Consider the following 21,921-nt stretch of genomic DNA (forward strand, 5'->3'; position numbering starts at 1 on the left):
TGGGCTTACGATGCGGGGCCCGTTCTGTCTCAGCGATCTTCGAGGTGCGCACCTTGGCTTTCCAGATGCCGGACCGTGGCTCAGGCGGTCCCTCAGGGCCACGGATCAGAGTAGGACGGCCGTCGCGGCGTGCCCGTACGCTGCTGATGACCGTCGGCGTTCTCGCAGTGCTCGCCATGCTCTTCGTGATGTTCGCCGGGTTCTGGACCGACTGGCTGTGGTATCGCTCGGTCCACTACAGCGCGGTCTTCACCAAGACGCTGTGGACGAAGATCGGCATGTTCGCCGTCTTCGGGCTGCTGATGGCGGCCGCGGTGGGTCTCAACCTCTGGCTCGCGCACAAGCTGCGGCCTCCGCTGAGCGCCATGTCGCTGGAGCAGCAGAGCCTCGACCGGTACCGGATGGGCATCGCCCCGTACAAGAAGTGGGTGCTGCTGGGGGTCACCGCCCTCGTCGGTCTGATCGCGGGCGCCTCCGCGGCGGGCCAGTGGCGCACCTGGCTGCTGTGGGTCAACTCCGTGTCGTTCGGCAAGACGGACCCGCAGTTCGGCAAGGACATCTCCTTCTACGCCTTCGACCTGCCCTGGTACCGCTTCCTGCTCAGCTTCGGCTTCGCCGCCGTGGTGCTGTCGCTGCTGGCCGCGGCCCTCGTGCACTACCTCTACGGCGGGCTGCGCATCACGACGCCCGGCGCCCGCGCCACCGCGCAGGCGACGGGCCATCTGTCGGTGCTGCTGGGCTTCTTCGTCACGCTGAAGGCCGTCGCCTACTGGCTCGACCGGTACGGACTGGCCGTGAAGACGGGCGACTTCAAGGCGACGGACAACTGGACGGGTCTGAAGTTCGTCGACGCCAACGCCTATCTCCCGGCGAAGACCATCCTCTTCTGCATCGCGATCATCTGCGCCCTGCTCTTCTTCTCCACGATCTGGCGCCGCACCTGGCAGCTCCCGGTGATCGGCTTCGGGCTGATGGTCCTCTCCGCGGTCCTGATCGGCGGGCTGTACCCGGCGATAGTCCAGAAGTTCCAGGTCCAGCCGAACGAGCAGGCCAAGGAGACGCCGTACATCAAGAAGAACATCAAGGCCACGCGTGAGGCGTACGGCATCGACGCCTCCCAGGTGAGGGACTACTCGGGCACCAGCAAGGCCGGCAAGGAGCAGCTCCGTCAGGCCGCCGACGACACGGCGAGCACGCGGCTGCTCGACCCCAACGTCGTCTCGCCCACGTTCCAGCAGAAGCAGCAGGTCCGGGGCTACTACCAGTTCCCCGCCGTGCTCGACGTGGACCGCTACAAGAACAAGGACGGCGAGGAGCAGGACACCGTCGTCGGTCTGCGTGAGATCAACACCGACGGCATCCCCGAGAAGAACTGGATCAACGAGCACTTCAAGTACACCCACGGCTACGGCATGGTCGCCGCCAAGGGCACCACCGTGGACAAGGACGGCGCCCCCGCCTTCACCGAGCAGGACCTGCCGCCCAAGGGCGACAAGGGCAAGTACGAAGGGCGCGTCTACTACGGGGAGAAGACCAACCAGTACTCGATCGTGGGCGGTCCGCAGAAGGAGCTGGACTACGCGGACGACAAGGGGGAGAAGACCTACACCTACAAGGGCAAGAGCGGAGTCGACCTCACCAGCCCCGTCAACCGGGCCGCGTACGCGGTGAACTTCAACGAGCCGCAGATCCTCTACTCCGGTGCGATCGGCGAGGGTTCGCGGATCCTGTACAACCGCACCCCGAAGGAGCGGGTCGAGGCCGTCGCGCCCTGGCTGACGATCGACGGCGACCCCTATCCGGCGGTCGTCGACGGCCGGATCAAGTGGATCATCGACGCCTACACGACGTCGGACAACTACCCGTACTCATCGCGTACGACGCTGGGCGACACCACGGAGGACTCGCTGACGGACGGCCAGCGTGCTGTCGTCGCCCGGCAGAACCGGGTCAACTACATCCGCAACTCCGTGAAGGCCACGGTCGACGCGTACAGCGGCAAGGTCGAGATGTACCAGTGGGACAAGAAGGACCCGGTGCTGAAGACCTGGATGAAGGCGTTCCCCGACACGGTCAAGCCGAAGAGCGCGATCGGCGACGACCTGATGGACCATCTGCGGTATCCCCAGGACCTGTTCAAGGTGCAGCGGGAGCTGCTGACGCGGTATCACGTGACCTCGCCTTCGCAGTTCTACAGCGGCAGTGAGCGCTGGCAGATCCCGGACGATCCGACGCACAAGGGCAACGCCGTACCGCCGTACTATCTGAGCCTTCAGATGCCGGACGAGAAGAAGCAGTCGTTCTCGCTGACGACGACCTTCAACCCCAACAACCGGGAGACGCTGGGCGCGTTCATGGCGATCGACGCCGATCCGCGCAGCACCGGCTACGGCAAGATCAAGATGCTGAGGCTGCCGTCCAACACCACGGTGTCCGGGCCGTCGCAGGTGCAGAGCAAGTTCAACTCCGATCCCAGCATCGCCGAGTCGCTCAACCTCCTCAAACGCGGCGACTCCGAGATCGAGTACGGCAACCTGCTGACGGTGCCCCTGGAGGGCGGCCTGCTCTACGTCGAGCCGGTGTACGTGCGCGGCGCCGGCACCAACTACCCGCGCATGCGGAAGGTGTTGGTCACCTACGGCGAGCGCATCGCCTTCGAGGACACCCTGGGCGAGGCCCTCGACAAGGTCTTCGACAGCAAGGGCGATTCCGGCTCCGACACCGGCGGCCAGCCGGAGGAGCCGCCGTCGTCCGGCGACGCCTCGGTACGTGAGGCGCTGAAGAACGTGCAGGACGCCTACGACGCCGGACAGGACGCGCTGGAGAAGGGCGACTGGAAGGCGTACGGCAAGGCGCAGGACGACCTGAGGGACGCCATCAAGGAAGCCCAGGACGCCGAGAACAAGGCCGAAAAGGGCGCGAACAAGGAGTAGTTGGGAGCGCCCGGACGCACGCGGGGCGGTAGCGGGCCCCGTGTGCGGAGCACTCCGTACCGTGGTGTAGAGTTGTCACACAACGGCGCGGGGTGGAGCAGCTCGGTAGCTCGCTGGGCTCATAACCCAGAGGTCGCAGGTTCAAATCCTGTCCCCGCTACTGAAGTCGAAGGGCCCGGATCCTCAGGATCCGGGCCCTTCGCATGTGTCAACGCGTCAGTCCTCAAACCCCTTTCGTGGCAAGCGGTTTGAGGTGTCTCTCTGTCGGGAAGTCGACAAACCTCTGAAGTGACCTCACCCGGTGGTGGTTTTCCAGGTGTACGTGGGTTGCGGGTGGTGCGAACATGGGGTTCATGGGGGACAAGGTGAGGCTGGAGGCTCCGCCGGGTACCGGCTCGAGTCCGGCCGCTGTTGACAGCGGGGCCGAAGACGTAAGAGACATCGGGGCGTTGAGCGTTCTCGGCGCCAAGCTGTTGCGCAACGGGGATCTCGACCGGGCGGAGGCTCCGCTGCGGGCTGCCACCGCGGCCGGCGACCGGGCCGCCGCCAACAATCTGGGGGTTCTGCTCCACCAGCGCGGCCATGAGGACGAGGCCGCCGGCTGGTGGCGCGTCGCCGCCGTCGCGGGTTCCGCCGCGGCGGCACACGCACTCGGAAGGCACCACCGCGAGCGCGGTGACGAACCGGCGGCGCACTACTGGCTGCTGCACGCCGCCGAGTGCGGGCACGCACTGGGGGCGTACGCGCTGGCGGATCTGCTCGACCACCGTGGGGAGGACGGCGCGGAGGCCTGGTTCCGTGCCGCCGCCGAGCAGGGTCACCGCGAAGCCGCGTACCGGCTGGCGCAGATCGTCGCCGCACGCGCCGCGGAGATCACAGCGGAGGGGGAGGAGAACGAGCAGACCGGGGAGCGCCGGGAGGCCGCCGAGCGCGAGGCGGAGCAGTGGTTCCGGCAGGCTGCCGCGCGCGGTCACCGCCGTGCGGCACTGCGGCTCGGCGCGATCCTGGAGCGCCGCGGCGAACTGAAGGAGGCCGGGCGCTGGTATCTGACGTCCGCCAAGGAGGGCGAGCCGCGTGCCGCATGCGCGCTGGGCTTCCTGCTCCGAGACGCGGGCGACGAGGAGAGCGCCGCGCTGTGGTGGCGCCGTGCCGCCGAGGACGGCGACGGCAACGCTGCCAACGCACTTGGCGCGCTGCACGCCGACCGCGGCGAGCGCCAGGCCGCCGAGCGCTGGTACCGCGTGGCACTCGAAGCGGGCTGTGACAACGGCGCGTTCAACCTCGGGCTGCTGTGCGCGGCACAGGGACGCACGGCGCAGGCCGAGCAGTGGTATCGCCGTGCGGCCTACGCGGGCCACCGTGAGGCGGCCAACGCGCTCGCGGTGCTGCTGCTCCAGCGTGGCGACGCCGACGGCGCCGAGCCCTGGTTCTCCAAGGCGGCCGAGGCAGGCAGCGTCGACGCCGCGTTCAACCTGGGCATTCTGCACGTCGGCCGGGGCGACCACGGTACGGCCCGCGTCTGGTACGCGCGTGCCGCGGCGGCGGGGCACACCGAGGCCGCGCTCCAGGTCGGCATCGCGCTGCTGAGGGAAGGCGACGAGCAGGGCGCGGAGCGCAGGCTGCGCTGCGCCGCCGGCGGCGGAAGCATCGAGGGCGCCTTCCGGCTGGCCGTGCTCCTTCAGCGCCGCAGGCCGCGCGAGGCCGACGGCACCGGTGCGACGTCGTCGGTCAGCAGCCGCGACGAGCACGAGGAGTGGTACGAGCGGGCCGCCGAGCAGGGCCACAGGCGTGCGCAGGTGCGCCTCGGCATGTGTCTGGCGGCGCGTGGCGAGATCGTCGACGCGGCCCGCTGGTACCGCGTAGCCGCGGAGGCAGGAAGCCCCAACGGGGCGTTCAACCTCGGGCTGTTGCTGGCCCGTGAGGGCAGCGAGCCGGAGGCGGCCCTGTGGTGGACGCGTGCAGCGGAGGCCGGACACGGGCGCGCTGCGCTCCGTCTCGCGCTGCTGAGCGCGCGCCGGGGCGAGCTGGAGACGGGGCAGCGCTGGTGTGCGCGAGCCGTCGAACTCGGACCGGCAGAGGTGGCGGAACGTGCGGCGAAGCTGCATGACGCCCTGCGGTCCGAACTGACCGCCTGACGAGGGCACCGCTGGCTGCCGCGGGCGCCGTGGGGATACGACCACGGTGCCCGGCCCGGCGGGCGGAGGGAAAGCGATTTGCGCTGGTCGTCGGCGCAGGGTTAGAGTTGCGGCACACGGCGCGGGGTGGAGCAGCTCGGTAGCTCGCTGGGCTCATAACCCAGAGGTCGCAGGTTCAAATCCTGTCCCCGCTACTGAAGTCGAAGGGCCCGGATCCCCAGGATCCGGGCCCTTCGCATGTGACGCGCGCGGTGGGTGCCGAGCCCCGGCCGGGCTTCGCCCGCCGCCCACGCGAGAGCCGCAGCCCGTATCTATGGGCCGAAGTCGAAGTCATGAGATCCGGACCGGGCGACGACCGCGTCCAGGAAAACGGAGCCCGGAGAGCCCAGAGAACGGAGCGCAGGGTCAGTCGGCGGCGCACTGGGGGCAGGTGCCCCGGTAGGTGATGGTGGCGTCCGAGATCGTGAACCCGTAGCGCTCGGTCTCGGGAAGACCGGCCAGCGGGTCCCCCGAGGGGTGCACGTCGCGGATCGTGCCGCACTTCGAGCAGACCAAGTGCTGATGTGAATGGCGGGCGTTGGGGTCGTAGCGCTTCGCACGGCCGTCCGTGCTGACCTCGATCACCTCGCCGATGGCGACGAGTTCGCTCAGCGTGTTGTAGACGGTGGCCCGTGCGATCTCGGGCAGACGTGCGGCTGCGCGCGCATGAACCTCGTCGGCCGTGTAGTGCACGTGATCGCCGTCGAGGACTTCGGCGACGACTCGCCGCTGCGCGGTGAGCCGCCAGCCGCGGTCTCGAAGCCGCTCCAGCAGGTCGCTCATACGTCAACCCTAGCAGTGCTGCCGTCTGGGAAAAGAACCCGTATGGACTTCGTCATGTTCTTGACTTAGACAATGTCCAATGTAGGATCGGCTCAAGCTCAGCCCAGTGCACAAAGCAGGAGGAGTACGTGACGGTGCAGGACATGCCCACCGGCCCGCTGACGACGGAAGCCGGCGCTCCGGTCGCGGACAACCAGCAGAGCCAGACCGCGGGCCCGGGCGGCCCCACCCTGATCCAGGACCAGCTCCTGCTGGAGAAACTGGCGCACTTCAACCGCGAACGCATCCCGGAGCGCATCGTCCACGCCCGGGGCGCCGGTGCGTACGGCACGTTCACGGTGACCGCCGACGTGACGCGGTACACGAGGGCGAAGTTCCTCTCCGAGGTGGGCAAGCAGACGGAGACCTTCCTCCGCTTCTCGACGGTGGCCGGCAACCTCGGCGCGGCCGACGCCGTCCGCGACCCGCGCGGCTTCGCGCTGAAGTTGTACACCGAGGAGGGCAACTACGACCTCGTCGGCAACAACACCCCGGTCTTCTTCATCCGGGACGCCATCAAGTTCCCCGACTTCATCCACACCCAGAAGCGCGACCCGTACACCGGTTCCCAGGAGCCGGACAACGTATGGGACTTCTGGAGTCTCTCCCCGGAGTCGACGCACCAGGTGACGTGGCTGATGGGCGACCGCGGCATCCCCGCGACGTACCGTCACATGAACGGCTACGGCTCCCACACCTTCCAGTGGAACAACGCCGACGGCGAGGTCTTCTGGGTCAAGTACCACTTCAAGACCGACCAGGGCATCCAGACCCTCACCAACGAGGAAGCCGAGATCCTCGCCGGCAAGGACCCCGACAGTCACCAGCGGGACCTCCGCGAGGCCATCGAGCGCGGGGACTACCCGAGCTGGACGGTGCAGGTGCAGATCATGCCCGCGGCGGAGGCGCCCAACTACCGCTTCAACCCGTTCGACTTGACCAAGGTCTGGCCGCACGAGGACTACCCGCCGATCGAGATCGGGAAGCTGGAACTCAACCGCAACCCGCAGAACATCTTCGCCGAGGTCGAGCAGTCGGTCTTCTCCCCGCACCACTTCGTGCCCGGCATCGGGCCGTCCCCGGACAAGATGCTCCAGGGCCGTCTCTTCGCCTACGGCGACGCCCACCGCTACCGCGTCGGCATCAACGCCGACCACCTGCCGGTGAACCGGCCGCACGCCACGACCGCCAACTCACATGGACGAGACGGTGTGATGTACGACGGGCGGCACGGCGGAGCGAAGAACTACGAGCCGAACAGCTTCGACGAGGTGAAGCAGACCGGCAGGCCACTGTGGGAGCCGGTCGCGGTCTCGGGCTTCACGGGCGACCATGTGACGCCTTCGCACGCCGAGGACGACGACTTCGTCCAGGCCGGCAACCTCTACCGGCTGATGCCGGAGGACGCCAAGCAGCGTCTGATCGACAACCTCGCCGGGTTCATCGCGCGGGTCTCGCGTGACGACATCGCCCAGCGCGCCATCGAGAACTTCCGCATGGCGGACGAGGACTACGGCAAGCGACTGGAGGCCGCGGTACAGGCCCTGCGCGGCTGACAGGGCTGCTCGCCGTAAAAGCCGGAGGGACCGCGCCGTCGCGCGGTCCCTCCGGTGTTTCCGTATGCGCTGCTCGGATTCGTAACTCCTGTTCGCTGCTCGGATGTTGCTGCTCGGAGTTTCGCCGCCGGGGGCCTGTCGTCCCCGTGCTCAGGTCATGCGCCCAGCGCCTCCACGGTTTCCACCGCCTCGGCGCTGCCCGTCCAGCAGCGCACGATGTCCCGTACGGACACGATGCCGACGGGCTCCTGTGCGCGCAGCACGATCAGGTGGCGGAATCCGCCGTGGGTCATCGCGTGGGACGCCTGCTCCAAGGTCCACTCCTCGGAGGCGAAGACGACGTCGGTCGTGGTGTGTGACTGGGAGGTCTCCTCGTCCGGGTCCTGGCCCGCGCCGAGTGAGTTGAGGATGTCGCGCTCGGTGAGGATGCCGAGTCCGCTGGTGTCGGGGTCGAGCACCACGGCTGCGCCGACCCGCCGGGCCGACATCAGCGAGGCGGCCTGGCGGAGTGTGTGTGCGGGGCCGATGGTGAGGACGACAGTGGTCATTGCGTCTCGGACGAGGGTGGGCATGTGCGTGGTCCACCTCCTTGGAGAAACCTCTCCCCTTCGAGAAGAGATTCACAAGGTCACAAGCTTACGGAACCTCATGTTCACATGGCTTCGGGACCACAACAAGGGCACGCGCAACGGCAGATGAGGCGCGCGGCGCTTCGGCGCCGCGCGCTGCGCGGGACGGGGGCGTACGCGGGAGGGTCGCACGAGGCAGGGCCCTGCAAGGCGGCACGTGGGAGTCGTCGTGACGTGGGGGCCGGTACGTGGGGGCAGTGAGTGGGGGCGATACGTGGGGGTGATACGTGGGGGAGGGGCGCCGTGGCGAGGCGGGGAGGGTGCGCGGGCGCGGGCTAGGCCGTCAGATAGGTGAGCACCTCTTCGTGCACCAGTCCGTTGGAGGCGAGTGCGTTCCCGCTGTGCGGGCCGTCCCTGCCGTCGAGACCGGTGAACATGCCGCCGGCCTCCTGCACGATGATCGTGTTCGCGGCCATGTCCCACAGGGACAGCTCGGGTTCGGCGCAGGCGTCGACCGAGCCCTCGGCGACCATCATGTACGGCCAGAAGTCCCCGTATCCGCGGGTGCGCCAGCAGTCCCTGGTCAGTTCGAGGAAGCCCGGGAGCATGCCGCGCTCCTCCCAGCCGTGGAGCGAGGAGTACGCGAACGAGGCGTCCCGTACGGCCTCGATGCCGGAGACGTGGAGGCGGGTGGCCTGCGAGAGGCTGCGGCCGGTGTAGGCGCCGCCGCCCTTCGCCGCCCACCAGCGGCGGTTGAGCGCGGGGGCCGAGACGAGTCCGACCACGGGCTGGTCGCCGCCCTCGCCCAGCTCGGTCAGTGCGATCAGGGTCGCCCAGACCGGGACTCCGCGTACGTAGTTCTTCGTGCCGTCGATCGGATCGATGATCCAGCGGCGCGAACCGTGGCCTTCGGTGCCGAACTCTTCGCCCAGCACCGCGTCACGCGGGCGCGTGCGCTTGAGCGAGGTGCGGATCAGCTCCTCGGCCGCCTTGTCGGCCTCGCTCACCGGAGTCAGGTCCGGTTTCGTCTCGACCTTCAGGTCGAGAGCCTTGAACCGCTCCATCGTCGCGGCGTCGGCGGCGTCGGCCAGTACGTGGGCGAGACGCAGATCATCGTGGTAGTCCGGCATGTGTGAACAGTATCGACCAGCCGGATAGCCAGCCACAGGGCAGAGGCTCCCGGACGCCAAGCGGGTGCGGTCCATTCGCGCCTGCCGGCGGGCGGAACGCTGCGCGGCGGTGTGCCGGAGGCTCGGCGGGAGGCGGCTGACCGGGGGCCGCCGGCGTTGTCCGCACATTGTCTTGACAAGAGTTGGTGACGCGTCAATTCTGTCCCGCACCCCAGCCGCCGGGTTCGGAGGCACGATGCCTACTGCACGCGAGACATTGCTGGAAGCCGCACACACCGCGGTCGGTGCACAGCCCTGGGCGGGAGTGCGGATGGTGGACGTCGCCAACGCCGCGGGAGTCTCCCGGCAGACGCTCTACAACGAGTTCGGAACGAAGGAAGGGCTCGGCGCCGCCCTCGTCGGGCGCCTCGTCGACGGCTTCGTCGAAGGTGCGGCACGCGCGGCAGCCGAAGGCGGCCGTGGAGGCGCCGACCCCGCGGCGTCATGTGCCTCGGCGGCCGCCTGGATGCTGCGTACCGCCCGCGACGAGCCCATCGTCCGGGCCGCGCTCACCGGATGCTGGGGCTCGCCGATGCCGCTGCCCGCAGGTGCCGTACGGGAGAACGGTGCCGGTGAGGGCTTCTCCCGCACGGGCGGGCCCGAGGGCGTACGGCCGGGAGAGCCGGGGGCGCTGGCGGCCCGATTGTGCGAGCGCGTACTCGCCGGGCTCACGCCCAACGGCTCCTCGCCGGGCAGGCTGGGCCTGGCCTGCGAGGCGGGAATGCGGATCGCGCTGTCGTTCGTGGTCGCGCCCTCCAAGGACCGGCCCGACGAGGAGGCGGTGGGGCAGATCCGCGAGGTGGTACGGGCGCTGCTCGCCCACCCCCGCTGACCGGCGAGAGCCCAACGCGCCCCGGCTGGAAGGCGGTTCGGGCTAGTGGACGCTTCCCGAGAACTGGAGGCCCACCAGTCCGATGACGACCAGCGAGATCGAGACCAGCTTCAGCGCCGAGACGACGTCGCCGAGGAAGAGCATCCCGTAGACGGCCGTGCCGGCGGCGCCGATGCCCGTCCACACCGCGTACGCCGGGCCCACTTCGAGCCGCTTCAGTGAGAGCGTCAGCAGGCCGAAGCTGCCGAGGGCGAAGGCGCAGAACGCGACGGTCGGCCACAGCCGGGTGAAGCCGTGGGAGAGCTTGAGGCAGACCGCGAAGCCGGTCTCCAGGAGACCCGCGACGATGACCAGCAGCCACGCTGCCATGTGGATGCCTCCGTGCCTGGTGCGGGTCTGGTGGGCGCTCGCGTATGAGTCGGGGTGCGTGTGTGCGGGGCATGCCTCTTCGCGTGCCCGGGATGCGTACTTCCGGGCGATTATGCCGCCGACCGGCGGTCGTAAGCCGGTCAATCCCCTTCGTGCTCGTCCCGCGTCGCCAGCAGGCGGCGCAGCGAGTAGAGCCGCTGCGGATCGGCGTGGCCGTCCGAGACCCACTTGTCGAGGGCGCAGTCGGGCTCGTCGTGGCTACAGGCGCGCGGGCACTCCGCGGTCCCCGGTTCGAGGTCGGGGAAGGCGCCGATGACCCGGGACGGGTCGACGTGGTGCAGCCCGAAGGAGCGGACGCCCGGGGTGTCGATCACCCAGCTCCCCTCCTCCGGCAGCGGCAGGGCCAGGGCCGAGGTGGTGGTGTGGCGGCCACGGCCGGTCACCGCGTTGACATGGCCCGTGGTACGCCGCAGCTCCTCCGGGACCAGGGCGTTGACCAGGGTGGTCTTGCCGACCCCGCTGTGTCCCACCAGCACCGTGATCCGTCCGTCCAGCGACTGCCGTACGCGCTCAAGGGCCTCGCCGTCCGCCAACTCGGCGCGCCCGGTGACGACATGGCGCACCCCCAGCGGCGTGTACTTCTCCAGCAGCGGTTCGGCGGGGGCGAGATCCGACTTGGTGAGTACGAGCAGGGGGTCCAGCCCGGCGTCGTAGGCGGCGACGAGACAGCGGTCGATCAGACGCGGCCGGGGCTCGGGGTCGGCGAGGGCGGTGACGATGGCGAGCTGGTCGGCGTTGGCGACGACGACGCGCTCGTACGGGTCGTTGTCGTCGGCGGTGCGCCGCAGCACGGACGTACGCGGCTCGACGCGGACGATGCGCGCGAGCGTGTCCTTCGCGCCGGACATGTCGCCGACGAGGGCCACGCGGTCGCCCACGACCACCCCCTTGCGGCCGAGTTCGCGTGCCTTCATGGCGGTGACGATGCGGCCGTCGACGAGGCAGGTGAGGCGGCCCCTGTCGACCGTCAGCACCATGCCCTGTGCGGCGTCCTCGTGCTTGGGGCGGTTGTGCGTGCGCGGACGGCTGCCCTTGCGATTGGGACGTACGCGGACGTCGTCCTCGTCGGTGTGCTTGCCGTAGCGGCGCATCGCGGGGCCGTCCTCAGGCGCTCTCTTCGAGGCGCGCGCCGACTGCGGACCCGCCCGTGCCGGTCGTGCCGCTCGTCCCGGTCGTAACGGTCGTGCCGGGCGCGCCCGCCGGATGCGGGGCGCCGTCAGCGGTGAGCATCCGCGTCCACATGGCGTCGAAGCCGGGGAGGGTCTTGCCGGTCGTCGCGATGTTCTCGACCTCCACGCCCTCGACCGCAAGGCCCAGCAGCGCTCCGGCCGTCGCGAGGCGGTGGTCGTCGTAGGTGTGGAAGACACCGCCGTGCAGCGGGCGCGGGCGGATGCGCAGGCCGTCCTCGGTCTCGGTGACGTCGCCGCCGAGGCCGTTGATCTCCTTGGTGAGCGCGGCCAGCCGGTCGGTCTCGTGCAGCCGCAGATGGCCCACGCCACGCAGTACGGACTCCGAGTCGGCGAGGGCGGCTACGGCGGCGACGCCCGGCGTGAGTTCGCCGACGTCGCTGAGATCCACGTCGATGCCGTGCACACGTCCGCTGCCGGTGAACGTCAGCCCCCGCTCGTCCAGTTCGCAGGAGCCGCCCATCTCCGTGAAGATGCCGCGCAGCGCGTCGCCCGGCTGTGTCGTGTGCGCGGGCCAGTCGGGGACGGTGACCCGGCCCCCGGTGATCAGTGCCGCCGCCAGGAACGGCTGTGCGTTGGAAAGGTCCGGCTCGACGACGAGGTCCCGGCCCAGCAGGGCTCCGTGGGTGACCCGCCAGACGTCGGGCTCGCCGCCGTCCTCGGGGGCGTCGACCTGGGCCCCGGCCCTGCGGAGCATGTCGATCGTCATGCGGATGTGGGGCATCGACGGGAGCCTGCCGCCGACGTGGCGCACCTCCACGCCCTGGTTGAAGCGCGGCCCCGACAGCAGCAGCGCGCTGACGAACTGGCTGGAGGCGGAGGCGTCGATCTCCACGCTGCCGCCCGCGAGCGAGCCCGTGCCGTGCACCGTCATCGGCAGGCGTCCGCGCCCGTCGTCGTCGATGCGGGCTCCGAGGACGCGCAGCGCGTCGATGACGCCGTGCAGCGGACGTTCGTGACTGCGCGGGTCGCCGTCGAAGCGCACCGGCCCGTCCGCCAGCGCCGCGACGGGCGGCAGGAAGCGCATCACGGTGCCGGCGTTGCCGACGTCGACGGTGGCGGGCCCGTGCAGACCGGCGGGGACCACGCGCCAGAACTCGCCCGTGCCGTCCGGGCCGACGCCCTCCTCGACATGGACGCCCATCGCACGCATCGCGTCCGCCATCAGCGACGTGTCCCTGGAGCGCAGCGGGCGCAGCAGCCGTCCGGCGTCGGCGGCCAGTGCGGCGAGCACGAGACCGCGGTTGGTGACCGACTTCGACCCTGGCACGGCGACGGTCGCGTCGACGGGGGCGGTGGCGGAAGGCGCGGGCCACAGGGCGGCGGTGGTGTGCTCGGTCATGAGTTTCACCTTAGTCGTTCGGCGGTCGCGGCCTCCCGGACGCTGATCGCGGGGGCGTCCCGGCAAGACCGCCTCCTGGCAGCGCGTGCGCTCGCCCCCCAGCCCGCGGCCGCGGGATGCTCACAAGCCGAGCAGCCACCGTCCGCCGCCGGTCAGCGAGCACAGCGACACCGCGTGGAAGAGCAGCAGCCAGGCGACAGGCGGTAGGTGAGTGAGCCGCGAGAGCTGGTCCGCGTCCGAGTCGGGCGCGCCGCCGCGGCGTCGCTTCCCCTGGAGTTCGAAGGCGGGCCGTACACCGCCGAGCAGCAGGAACCAGACCACGACGTATGCGAAACCGGCCTGCACCTGCGGCTCCGTCAGCCATGAGACGAGGACGAAGGCGCCGCCGGTGAGGAGGACGGTCAGCACGCCGTAGGCGTTGCGGATCATGGTGAGCATCGCCAGCAGCAGCGCGGTGGCGCTCCACAGCAGCAGCGTGATGTGGTTCGCGGCGAGCAGCCAGGCGCCGCCGAGGCCGAGCAGGGAGGGCGCCGTGTAGCCCGCGGCGGCGGTGAGGATCATGCCGATCCCGGTGGGCTTGCCCCGGGAGAGGGTGAGGCCGGAGGTGTCGGAGTGCAGGCGTATGCCTTCGAGTCGGCGCCCCGACAGCAGGGCGATCAGACCGTGGCCGCCCTCGTGCGCGATGGTTACGGCGTTCCGCGAAAGGCGCCACATGCCCCGCGGCGCCACGGCCGCGAGGGCAATGACCGCGGTGGTGAGGACCAGCCACTGGTCGGGGTCCGGCTGGGTGCCGAAGACCCGGTCCCACAGACCGGCGATGCTCGTTGTGTCCATATCTGCCCTTCGTCCTCCCCTGTCCCGCTGTCCGCGTCTTTGCGTCTGCACCCGCCCCGCACATCTTCTCCCTGAGCGGAATCTTGTTCTCCGTGAACGCGGGGCGACGCACATCAGTGCCGTGGCAGTGTGGCACCTATGTGCGGACGCTATGCAGCAAGCCGGAGACCCGAGGACCTCGTCGCACTCTTCGGCGTGGAGATGTGGAACCCCGAGGAGACCCTCGCTCCCGACTGGAACGTCGCCCCCACCAAGCAGGTGCACGCGATCCTCGACCGGCCCTTGAAGGGGTCACAGGAGCCGCGCCCCGTAAGGCAGTTGAGGACGCTGACCTGGGGGCTCGTACCCGGCTGGGCCCAGTCTCCCGACATGGGCGCGAAGATGATCAACGCCAGGGCCGAGACGGTGCACGAGAAGCCCGCCTACCGGCGACCCTTCGCCTCCCGGCGGTGCCTGCTCCCCGCCGACGGCTATTACGAGTGGTGCACGGCGAAGGACGAGCTCCAGCTTGAACAGGAGGGGAAGCGGAAACGGCCGCGCAAGCAGCCCTACTTCGTGACGCCGGCGGACGGATCGGTGATGGCGATGGCCGGGCTGTATGAGTTCTGGCGCGACGGGACGCTTCCGGACGACCATCCCCGCGCATGGTGGACGACGTGCACCGTGGTGACGACGGAGGCCGAGACGGCGCCCCTGGTGGGCCCCACCGGCGAGAACGGTCCCAAGTCGCTGGCGGACATCCATCCGCGGATGCCGCTGATGCTGCTGCCGGAGCGCTGGAACGCCTGGCTGAACCCGGCGCGAAGGCCGCAGGAGGAGCTGCGTGCGCTGCTGGAGCCGCCGCCTCCGGGGATGATGCGTGCGTATCCGGTCTCCACGGAGGTCAGCAACGTACGGAACAACAACGCCGGGCTGCTGCGGGAGTTGACCGGTCCCGAGGTCGGCACGCTCTTCTGACCGGTACGGCACTGTTCCGGTAGCCGCAGACCGACGGCGATCCGCAGGCCGACTGCGATCCGCAAGCCGCAGACCGACGGCCGGCCGCTTCTTGAGCGGCCACCCGTGACCCGGGCGACCGGCCACCGCTCATCGACCGTGGGCCGTGGACCGTGGGCAGTGCACGCAGGACACGAAGGGGAACGGACGGGGACGGGGACGGTACGGGGCAGGATGGCTTTCCATGACCAAGAGAGCCGAACGCGGCGGGGACCGCGGACACCGTGAGAGCGCCGGCGCCGGGCACACAGCGCAGGCAGCGCCTTCCGCGCGACCCGGGCGCTCCGGGCACCCCGCTCACTCCGAGGACATGGGCGGCGGCCGCACGCGCTCCGAGACCGTCCCGACCCCTGCCGGAGACGCCCGTATCACCTGGCACGACGCCACCGCGGCACGCACTGTGCTGGCCCTGGGCCACGGCGCGGGCGGCGGCGTCGAGGCGCGCGACCTCCAGGCTCTCGCCCGGGTCCTGCCCGGTGCGGGCGTCACGGTCGCGCTCGTCGAGCAGCCGTGGCGGGTGGCCGGGAAGAAGGTCGCCCCCGCGCCGAGGACCCTCGACACCGCGTGGCGCGGCCTGTGGCCCGCGCTGTGTGCGCCGGGGCTGCCCGTCGTCGCCGGCGGGAGGAGCGCGGGGGCGCGGGTCGCCTGCCGTACGGGCGAGGCGCTGGGCGCCGCCGCGGTGCTCGCGCTGTCCTTTCCGCTGCATCCCCCCGGTAAGCCGGAGAAGTCCCGCGCCGGGGAGCTGACGGGCGCGGGGCTGCCGTCACTGGTGGTGCAGGGCGGGCGTGATCCCTTCGGCCGCCCCGGGGAGTTCCCCGAGGGCACCCGCATCGTGGAGGTACCGGAGGGCGACCACGGTTTCGCGGTTCCCAAGCGCGCCGCCGTCGGGCAGGAGGAGGCGCTGGCCCTGCTGACGGACGCTGTCGCCGACTGGCTCTCCGGGCTTACGCCGACGGCCCGCCCGTAGACCCGGATCGCCCGTGGACCGGATCGTCCGTAGACCGCATGTCCGTGGGCCGGATCGCGGGCGCCCGCGGGCGTAAGCCCCCGGAGCCCGCGCCCGGGAATGAACACCCGGCGGCCACGTGTTCACAGCACAGTCAGAGTGTCGAGACCTAGGGAGCCGTCAGTATGGGTTCTGTCGCTTGCCCGCAGCGTCCGAAGGCCGCTGACCTGGACTGGGCCACGGTGGCGCTTGCCGGCGGGACGGCGACCGGGGCGGCGCCGGGGATGGAACGTCGTCTATTCTCCGATTCGGGCGGGTCCGCGGTCGGGCTCGCCGGAGCACCGGAGGAGGTGGGTCCGGTCACCGGGACCGAAGACGGCGGCAACGCCGGGCGAGACAGCGCCGGGCAGGAGACCGAGGCGGAGCGCAGTGCGCGCTTCGAGCGTGATGCGCTGAACTACCTCGACCAGATGTACTCGGCGGCGCTGCGCATGACGCGCAACCCCGCGGACGCCGAGGACCTGGTGCAGGAGATGTACGCGAAGGCCTACGCCTCGTTCCACCAGTTCCGCGAGGGCACGAACCTCAAGGCGTGGCTGTACCGGATCCTCACGAACACCTTCATCAACTCCTATCGGAAGAAGCAGCGCGAGCCCCAGCGCAGCGCTGCCGAGGACATCGAGGACTGGCAGCTCGCGCGCGCCGAGTCGCACATGTCGACCGGGCTGCGTTCCGCCGAGGCGCAGGCGCTCGACCACCTGCCGGACTCCGATGTGAAGGAGGCCCTCCAGGCGATTCCGGAGGAGTTCCGCATCGCGGTGTATCTGGCGGACGTCGAGGGGTTCGCGTACAAGGAGATCGCCGACATCATGGGGACGCCGATCGGTACGGTCATGTCCCGGCTGCACCGCGGCCGTCGGCAGCTTCGCGGGATGCTGGAGGACTACGCGCGTGACCGGGGCCTTGCGCCCGCGGGCGCGGCGCAGTCGCACGACGGGAAAGGTTCGGGCTCATGAGCTGCGGAGAGCCGCACGAGACGGACTGCTCGGAGGTGCTCGACCACCTCTACGAGTACCTGGACCGGGAGATGCCGGACAGTGACTGCGAGAAGTTCAAGGAGCACTTCGACGAGTGCTCGCCCTGCCTGGAGAAGTACGGCCTCGAACAGGAGGTCAAGAAGCTCGTCAAGCGCTGCTGCGGCCATGACGACGTGCCGTCGGACCTGCGCTCGAAGGTGATGGGCCGTATCGAGCTGATCCGTGCGGCCGAGGCTGCGAAGGCCGAAGTCCCGGGCGAGCGGGCCGAGTCGGACACGGAGGCCCGCGGCGGTACGGCTTCTGGCGGCCCTGGCGCCCCGTCGGCTTCGGCACAGGCGGAGGCCGCCTCCGAGGCGGCGTCGGGACCGGCCTCCGAGGCGTCCACCCAGTCGGTCTCCGGGCGCAAGAAGTACGCGTGACGCGGAAGTTCGCCTGACGCAGCAGTACGTGATGACGTGCGAGTGCGCCAGACACGGCGCCTGTTCGGTCCGCGGCAGCGGTGCACCTCCGGGCTCCGACGTTCAGCGAGCGTCGGGGCCCGCTTCGTGCCCTGGGCCGCCGAAGGGCCGAGCCGCCTCGTGGCCGCGTCCCATCTCTCGCCCGCCGCAGGCGAGTCGGCACCGTCCTTGAGCGAGCCGGGTCTTCGCCGCCTCGCGGAGCCTCGTGCAAGTCGGCCCTCCACTACGCGAGTTGGGCCGCTCCTGTCTGCTCGTTGGTGTCTTCTCACTCCAAGGTGTGAGAACTTGCGGTCACCTGAGGAGCATTGGGCTGTTGGCGCCCCACTCCCGTCCCGTCCGTCCTATTCTCCCCTTCCACCGTGGTACGGGGAGGAGTCACCGATGCGTGCAGGGCAAGCCCGCCTGCCGTCGGTGGCGCGTGTGCTCATCGCGGCTGCCGCGGCGGGCGTGCTGGTCTGCGCGGCTCCCGCTCTCTCGGACCCCGTACGCCTCGAATGGGGCGTGCTGCTGCCGATGGCCGCGCTCTACGCGATCTGCGAATTCGCCCCGCGCTGCCCGCTGATGGGGCACAAGGTGCCGGGGAACATGGGCGCGTTCTTCCCGGTGCTGCTGACCGCCGTGTTCCTCACCCCCGCGGCTGCCGCAGCGCTCGTACCGGTGCCGGGAGCGCTCATCGGGCATGTCGCGCCCGGTCACACCGCTGCACGCCGGGTGTGGCACGCGGCCCAACTCGCCCTCGCCTCCTGGACGTCCGCACACGTGTGGAGCGTGCTGGGCGGCAGCGTGACCGTGCCCGACCTCGGCGGGACGGGTTTCCCGGCGGTGCTGCCCGGCGGCGGCCGCCGCGGCGCTCACCTTCTGCGCGGTCGTCACGGCGCTCGACGGCGCGATCCTCGTCGCCGCCGAGCGGTGTGCGCTGCGTGCGGCGTGGCGCGGGCAGTTACAGCGTGCTGTGGCGCCCCATCTGCTGCACGGCTTCGTCGGGTTGATGATGGCCGTGCTGTGGCGCAGCTCGTACGGACCGGCCGCGGCGTTCTTCGTGCTGCTGCCCATGTACATCTGCTGCTGGGTCTTCGCCCAGTACCACCGTGAACGGGGAGCCCATCAGGCCACGATCCGGGCCCTGGTGCAGGCCGTCGACCTCAAGGACCGCTATACGCGCGGCCACAGCGAACGCGTCGGCCGCGCCTCCGTGCTGATCGCACGGGAACTGGGCATGGACGACGAGCGGACGGAGGCGCTGCGCTTCGCGGGCATACTGCACGACATCGGCAAACTCGGCGTCCCCACGCGCCTGTTGCGCAAGGAGGGCCCGCTCACTCCGGAGGAGCGGCGCGTGATCGAGCTGCATCCCGAGTACGGGCACGAGATGGTCCGCGGCATCGGGTTCCTCGACGAGGCACGCGACGCGATCCTGCACCACCACGAGCGACTGGACGGCAGCGGCTATCCGTTCGGACTGGCGGGTGCCGAAATCCCGGAGTTCGCACGGGTGGTGGCGGTGGCCGACGCCTTCGACGCGATGACTTCCACACGTAGCTACCGGCGGGGGCGGCCCGTGAGCGCGGCGGTCGCGGAGCTGAAGCGATGCGCGGGCACGCAGTTCGACCCGCGGATGGTGCGGGCGCTGGCCGGCGCCCTCGACCGTCAGGAGTGGTCGCCCGCGGTCACGACGGACCGGCCCTGGGAAACGGGAAGACCGGCGAGAGCGGAGGTGCCGGGGCGAAACGTACCGGCAGCGCGTGACCAGGACGAAGCGGTCGCGACAGGCGCCGCCGGGTCGGTGGATACCGGGCACGGTGCGTTCCGGGGGCCCGCCGCCGACTCCGCTTCGGGCTCCGTCCCGGGCGCTTCCGCCTCCGCTTCGGGCTCCGTCCCGGGCCCCGACGCTGACTCCGCTTCCGGTTCCGGCGCTGATCGCCGTTCGGGCTCCTCTGCCGGCAGCGGCCGCATCGCCGGCAGAGCCGGCACGGCGCATACCCCGGACTCCGTCGCCGAGGAAGATGCGGTGCGTCCCCCGGCATGAGACATCTGACCGCGCTGTGCCGCGTCGCGGCGGTCGCCCTCGCGTGCGCCGCCCTCGGTTCCACCCTGGCGTACGGGCTTCAACAGCCTTGGGTGGCCCTCGCTTTCGCGGCGGTCATCGCGGTCGGGGAGTCCCTTCGCGTACGTCTGCCCGGAGGCGAGCACGACGAGGGCACCCCTACGAGCGCGCCCCTCGCCGCGGCCGGAGCGCTCGGCTACGCACTGCTGGGAGAGGTCGGCGGCGAGCGCACCACGCACGGTGTGATGCAGGTCGTCGCCGTCGTGATCGTCGCCGGGCTCGCGGGGCACGCGCCGCGCGCCGCGCTCGGCCCCTCCCTCGAACCCGACCACGCGGTGCGCGGAGTGCTCGCCGTGGGCTTCGCCGCCACCTGCTTCCAACCCCTGTTCAACTCGGGCGCGTTGACGCACTGGCTGGGGCACGGCTCGTACTACGCGCTCTGTCTGCTGGCCGTCACGCTGGTGACGGGGCTGTGCGACGCCGTGCTGGCCGCCGTCTTCGCCGCGAACAGCCCGGGCGGCCCCGGTGCGGGCCGATTCGGCTCAAGCCATCCCGGTGCAGGGCGTTCCGTTTCGGACCGCTCGGGCACAGGCCGTCCCTTCGGGCCGTTGCTCCGCGCCCAGCTACGCACCCATGTCGGCATAGCTCCGGCCATCGGCGCCACCGGGGCCGTCATCGCGCTCGCCGTGGCCGTCGTGGGGCTGTGGGCGCTGCCCGTCTTCTGTGTGCCGCTGCTGCTGACGCTGTTCTCCTTCCGCCGCTATGCGACGGTGCGCGCCACGTACCGGCAGACCATCGCCTCCCTAGCGCGCTCCACCGAGGTCGCCGGCTACACCCCGCACGGCCACGCACGCAGAGTCGCCGAACTGAGCTGTGCCGTGGGGCGCGAGCTGGGGCTGACCCATCCCGAGCTCACCGTGCTGGAGTATGCGGCGCTGATGCACGACATCGGGCAGCTCTCACTCGTCGACCCGGTCGACTCGGGCGCCACCGAATCCCTCGACCCCGGGTTGCAGCGCCGGATCGCGCTGCTGGGCGGCGCGGTCGTACGGCAGACCGGGGTGGCGCCCGAAGTCGCCGTGGTGGTCGAACGCCAGGCGGACCCTTTCCGTGAACAGCCGCTTACGGCGCGTATCGTCCGCACGGTCAACGCGTATGACGACATGGTCGCCGGGAAGGCTTCCGTCGAGGGGTCTTTGCAAGCGCTGGAGCGGCTGCGACTGGGGTCCGCCCACGACTTCGAACCACGCGTCGTGGAGGCCCTGTCACGCGTGGTGTCGCGAGGGGCGAGGGGTGGGGCCGGGTAGTGAGCAGGCCGTCGTACGGGCATGGTTGGATGCGACAGGGGAACTCCGAACAGGGCACACACCGTGCTCGAAAGGGATACCGAGCGGCCGTGGGAGGGCCGGTGGGCGCTCCCCGCGAGAGCCGTATGACAGACAGCCGCAGGACAGAGCGCGGCAGCGGGAGCGAACCCGACAGCAGCCGATCGACAGGCGGGAATCAGGCGGAAACATCGTGAGGATCTTCGGCAAGGTGAGGCACCGTCCCTCCGCTACGTGGCGGCAGGCGACGGACCGTGCCTTCGCGCTCATCGGTGACGGGCGCTACGAGGACGCGGACGAACTGCTCACGCAGGCCGCCGACCTCGAACCGTGGCTCTCGGAGTCCTGGTTCAACCTCGCCCTGCTGCACAAGTTCCGGCACGACTGGGAGCAGGCCCGTACGGCCGGTCTCAGGGCCGTGGCACTGCTGGAGCGGCAGACGGGCGCTCCCGACTGGTGGAACGTGGGCATCGCCGCCACCGCGCTCCAGGACTGGCCGCTGGCCCGCCGGGCCTGGCAGGCGTACGGACTTCGCGTACCCGGGCAGTCGCAGTCCGCGGCGGTCGCCGAACCGACCGGCATGCAGCTCGGCAGCGCGGCCGTGCGGCTTTCCCCGGAGGGCGAGGCCGAGGTCGTATGGGGCAGGCGGATCGACCCCGCCCGCATCGAGGTGCAGAGCATCCCGCTGCCGTCCTCGGGGCGCCGCTGGGGCGAAGTGGTGCTCCACGACGGAGTGCCGCACGGCGAGCGCACCACGGCGGGCGGCCCCACCTATCCGGTCTTCGACGAGATCGAGTTGTGGGCTCCCTCGCCCGTGCCGACTTGGGTGGTGCTGTTGCAGGCGGCCACCGAGTCGGACCGCGACGCGCTCGAACGGCTCGCCGCGGACGCCGGGTTCGCCGCCGAGGACTGGTCGTCGTCCGTACGGCTGCTGTGCCGCACGTGCTCGGAGAGCCGTATGCCCGCGGACGAGGGCGACGGCTCGGTGCACGTCGATCCGCACGACCACAGCTCGCCGGGGCATCCGGGGCCGCTGGGGCATATGGCTCCGGGCGGGCCCGGGGAACTGTGGGTGCCGGAGCGGGAGTGCGGACTGGCCGCGCCGGGCGGTCTCGTACGCGGGCTGCTGGACAGTTGGGTCGCCGACAGTCCGGACAGCCGCGAGTGGCGGGATCTCGAAGAGGTCTGCTGAGACGGCCAGTTGAGACGGTGCTGAGACGGCGAGTTGAGACGGTGCTGAGGCAGCCCGCTGAGACTGTCCGCTGAGA

The 21,921-nt window shown here is 70.5% G+C and carries 17 protein-coding genes, 2 tRNA genes and 1 pseudogene; 13 read left to right on the top strand and 7 right to left on the bottom strand.

The window, feature by feature from the left end:
• Positions 1-44: 44 nt before the first annotated feature.
• The 4 genes from MMA15_RS19230 (at position 45) to MMA15_RS19245 (ending at position 5,262) form a co-directional block, all read left to right on the top strand.
• Entirely contained in the window at positions 45-2,933 is a 2,889-nt protein-coding gene (locus tag MMA15_RS19230; RefSeq protein ID WP_241061391.1) for a UPF0182 family membrane protein, read from the top strand.
• An 86-nt stretch (positions 2,934-3,019) separates the two neighbouring features.
• Positions 3,020-3,093: transfer RNA gene (locus tag MMA15_RS19235), tRNA-Met, on the top strand.
• A gap of 184 nt (positions 3,094-3,277) precedes the next feature.
• Entirely contained in the window at positions 3,278-5,068 is a 1,791-nt protein-coding gene (locus MMA15_RS19240) for a tetratricopeptide repeat protein (RefSeq protein ID WP_241061392.1), read from the top strand.
• Between the two features lie 120 nt (positions 5,069-5,188).
• Positions 5,189-5,262: transfer RNA gene (locus MMA15_RS19245), tRNA-Met, on the top strand.
• 211 nt (positions 5,263-5,473) lie between these two features.
• Here MMA15_RS19245 and MMA15_RS19250 read toward each other — a convergent pair.
• Positions 5,474-5,890, bottom strand: a complete 417-nt coding sequence (locus MMA15_RS19250; RefSeq protein WP_241061393.1) for a Fur family transcriptional regulator — start codon at positions 5,888-5,890, stop codon at positions 5,474-5,476.
• A gap of 143 nt (positions 5,891-6,033) precedes the next feature.
• On the opposite strand from MMA15_RS19250, the gene MMA15_RS19255 reads away from it, so the two are divergent.
• Positions 6,034-7,485, top strand: coding sequence for a catalase (locus MMA15_RS19255; RefSeq protein WP_241063299.1), 1,452 nt, complete (start codon positions 6,034-6,036; stop codon positions 7,483-7,485).
• 155 nt (positions 7,486-7,640) lie between these two features.
• Here MMA15_RS19255 and MMA15_RS19260 read toward each other — a convergent pair whose 3' ends face one another.
• Together MMA15_RS19260 and hisN are read right to left on the bottom strand one after the other, a co-directional pair.
• Positions 7,641-8,057, bottom strand: coding sequence for a CBS domain-containing protein (locus MMA15_RS19260; RefSeq protein WP_241061394.1), 417 nt, complete (start codon positions 8,055-8,057; stop codon positions 7,641-7,643).
• Positions 8,058-8,389: 332 nt separating this feature from the next.
• On the bottom strand, positions 8,390-9,184 hold the full coding sequence (gene hisN / locus MMA15_RS19265) for a histidinol-phosphatase (RefSeq protein WP_241061395.1): 795 nt from the start codon (positions 9,182-9,184) through the stop codon (positions 8,390-8,392).
• 235 nt (positions 9,185-9,419) lie between these two features.
• Between hisN and MMA15_RS19270 the strand changes: the two genes are divergently transcribed.
• Positions 9,420-10,055, top strand: a complete 636-nt coding sequence (locus MMA15_RS19270; protein WP_241061396.1) for a TetR/AcrR family transcriptional regulator — start codon at positions 9,420-9,422, stop codon at positions 10,053-10,055.
• Between the two features lie 42 nt (positions 10,056-10,097).
• Here the strand turns inward: MMA15_RS19270 and MMA15_RS19275 are convergent, their stop codons facing one another.
• The 4 genes from MMA15_RS19275 to MMA15_RS19290 all read right to left on the bottom strand — a co-directional run bounded on the left by MMA15_RS19275 (position 10,098) and on the right by MMA15_RS19290 (position 13,847).
• The gene (locus MMA15_RS19275) at positions 10,098-10,424 is read right to left on the bottom strand and encodes a DMT family transporter (protein WP_241061397.1); all 327 of its coding nucleotides are present in this window, start codon (positions 10,422-10,424) and stop codon (positions 10,098-10,100) included.
• A gap of 140 nt (positions 10,425-10,564) precedes the next feature.
• Positions 10,565-11,575: a ribosome small subunit-dependent GTPase A gene (gene rsgA / locus MMA15_RS19280; protein WP_241061398.1), complete on the bottom strand. Its 1,011-nt coding sequence runs from the start codon at positions 11,573-11,575 to the stop codon at positions 10,565-10,567.
• 13 nt (positions 11,576-11,588) lie between these two features.
• Positions 11,589-13,013, bottom strand: coding sequence for a 3-phosphoshikimate 1-carboxyvinyltransferase (aroA, locus tag MMA15_RS19285; protein ID WP_241061399.1), 1,425 nt, complete (start codon positions 13,011-13,013; stop codon positions 11,589-11,591).
• Positions 13,014-13,133: 120 nt separating this feature from the next.
• A complete protein-coding gene (locus MMA15_RS19290) occupies positions 13,134-13,847 on the bottom strand; it encodes a M50 family metallopeptidase (protein ID WP_241061400.1) in 714 nt (237 codons plus the stop codon).
• Between the two features lie 138 nt (positions 13,848-13,985).
• On the opposite strand from MMA15_RS19290, the gene MMA15_RS19295 reads away from it, so the two are divergent.
• The 7 genes and pseudogenes from MMA15_RS19295 to MMA15_RS19325 all read left to right on the top strand — a co-directional run bounded on the left by MMA15_RS19295 (position 13,986) and on the right by MMA15_RS19325 (position 21,845).
• The gene (locus MMA15_RS19295) at positions 13,986-14,804 is read left to right on the top strand and encodes an SOS response-associated peptidase (protein ID WP_241061401.1); all 819 of its coding nucleotides are present in this window, start codon (positions 13,986-13,988) and stop codon (positions 14,802-14,804) included.
• A gap of 349 nt (positions 14,805-15,153) precedes the next feature.
• Positions 15,154-15,810: an alpha/beta hydrolase family protein gene (locus MMA15_RS19300; protein WP_241063300.1), complete on the top strand. Its 657-nt coding sequence runs from the start codon at positions 15,154-15,156 to the stop codon at positions 15,808-15,810.
• A gap of 329 nt (positions 15,811-16,139) precedes the next feature.
• Complete coding sequence (locus tag MMA15_RS19305; protein WP_241063301.1) at positions 16,140-16,805, top strand: sigma-70 family RNA polymerase sigma factor; 666 nt, start codon at positions 16,140-16,142, stop codon at positions 16,803-16,805.
• On the top strand, positions 16,802-17,245 hold the full coding sequence (rsrA, locus tag MMA15_RS19310) for a mycothiol system anti-sigma-R factor (RefSeq protein ID WP_241061402.1): 444 nt from the start codon (positions 16,802-16,804) through the stop codon (positions 17,243-17,245). Before MMA15_RS19305 ends, rsrA begins: the two co-directional genes overlap by 4 nt.
• A 420-nt stretch (positions 17,246-17,665) precedes the next feature.
• Positions 17,666-19,025 (top strand): annotated as a pseudogene (locus MMA15_RS19315) (HD-GYP domain-containing protein); the annotation flags it as partial.
• A 281-nt stretch (positions 19,026-19,306) separates the two neighbouring features.
• On the top strand, positions 19,307-20,635 hold the full coding sequence (locus tag MMA15_RS19320) for an HD-GYP domain-containing protein (protein ID WP_241061403.1): 1,329 nt from the start codon (positions 19,307-19,309) through the stop codon (positions 20,633-20,635).
• A 211-nt stretch (positions 20,636-20,846) separates the two neighbouring features.
• Complete coding sequence (locus MMA15_RS19325) at positions 20,847-21,845, top strand: tetratricopeptide repeat protein (RefSeq protein ID WP_241061404.1); 999 nt, start codon at positions 20,847-20,849, stop codon at positions 21,843-21,845.
• Positions 21,846-21,921 lie beyond the last annotated feature (76 nt).

The sequence above is a fragment of the Streptomyces marispadix genome (assembly GCF_022524345.1).
GTDB classification, from domain to species: Bacteria; Actinomycetota; Actinomycetes; order Streptomycetales; family Streptomycetaceae; genus Streptomyces; species Streptomyces marispadix.

Coding starts and splice junctions, on each gene's coding strand:
- MMA15_RS19240 (WP_241061392.1), top strand. CDS start 3,278: ATGGGGTTCATGGGGGACAAGGTGAGGCTGGAGGCTCCGCCGGGTACC.
- MMA15_RS19250 (WP_241061393.1), bottom strand. CDS start 5,890: ATGAGCGACCTGCTGGAGCGGCTTCGAGACCGCGGCTGGCGGCTCACC.
- MMA15_RS19255 (WP_241063299.1), top strand. CDS start 6,034: ATGCCCACCGGCCCGCTGACGACGGAAGCCGGCGCTCCGGTCGCGGAC.
- MMA15_RS19260 (WP_241061394.1), bottom strand. CDS start 8,057: ATGCCCACCCTCGTCCGAGACGCAATGACCACTGTCGTCCTCACCATC.
- hisN (WP_241061395.1), bottom strand. CDS start 9,184: ATGCCGGACTACCACGATGATCTGCGTCTCGCCCACGTACTGGCCGAC.
- MMA15_RS19270 (WP_241061396.1), top strand. CDS start 9,420: ATGCCTACTGCACGCGAGACATTGCTGGAAGCCGCACACACCGCGGTC.
- MMA15_RS19275 (WP_241061397.1), bottom strand. CDS start 10,424: ATGGCAGCGTGGCTGCTGGTCATCGTCGCGGGTCTCCTGGAGACCGGC.
- rsgA (WP_241061398.1), bottom strand. CDS start 11,575: ATGCGCCGCTACGGCAAGCACACCGACGAGGACGACGTCCGCGTACGT.
- aroA (WP_241061399.1), bottom strand. CDS start 13,013: ATGACCGAGCACACCACCGCCGCCCTGTGGCCCGCGCCTTCCGCCACC.
- MMA15_RS19290 (WP_241061400.1), bottom strand. CDS start 13,847: ATGGACACAACGAGCATCGCCGGTCTGTGGGACCGGGTCTTCGGCACC.
- MMA15_RS19295 (WP_241061401.1), top strand. CDS start 13,986: ATGTGCGGACGCTATGCAGCAAGCCGGAGACCCGAGGACCTCGTCGCA.
- MMA15_RS19300 (WP_241063300.1), top strand. CDS start 15,154: ATGGGCGGCGGCCGCACGCGCTCCGAGACCGTCCCGACCCCTGCCGGA.
- rsrA (WP_241061402.1), top strand. CDS start 16,802: ATGAGCTGCGGAGAGCCGCACGAGACGGACTGCTCGGAGGTGCTCGAC.
- MMA15_RS19320 (WP_241061403.1), top strand. CDS start 19,307: ATGAGACATCTGACCGCGCTGTGCCGCGTCGCGGCGGTCGCCCTCGCG.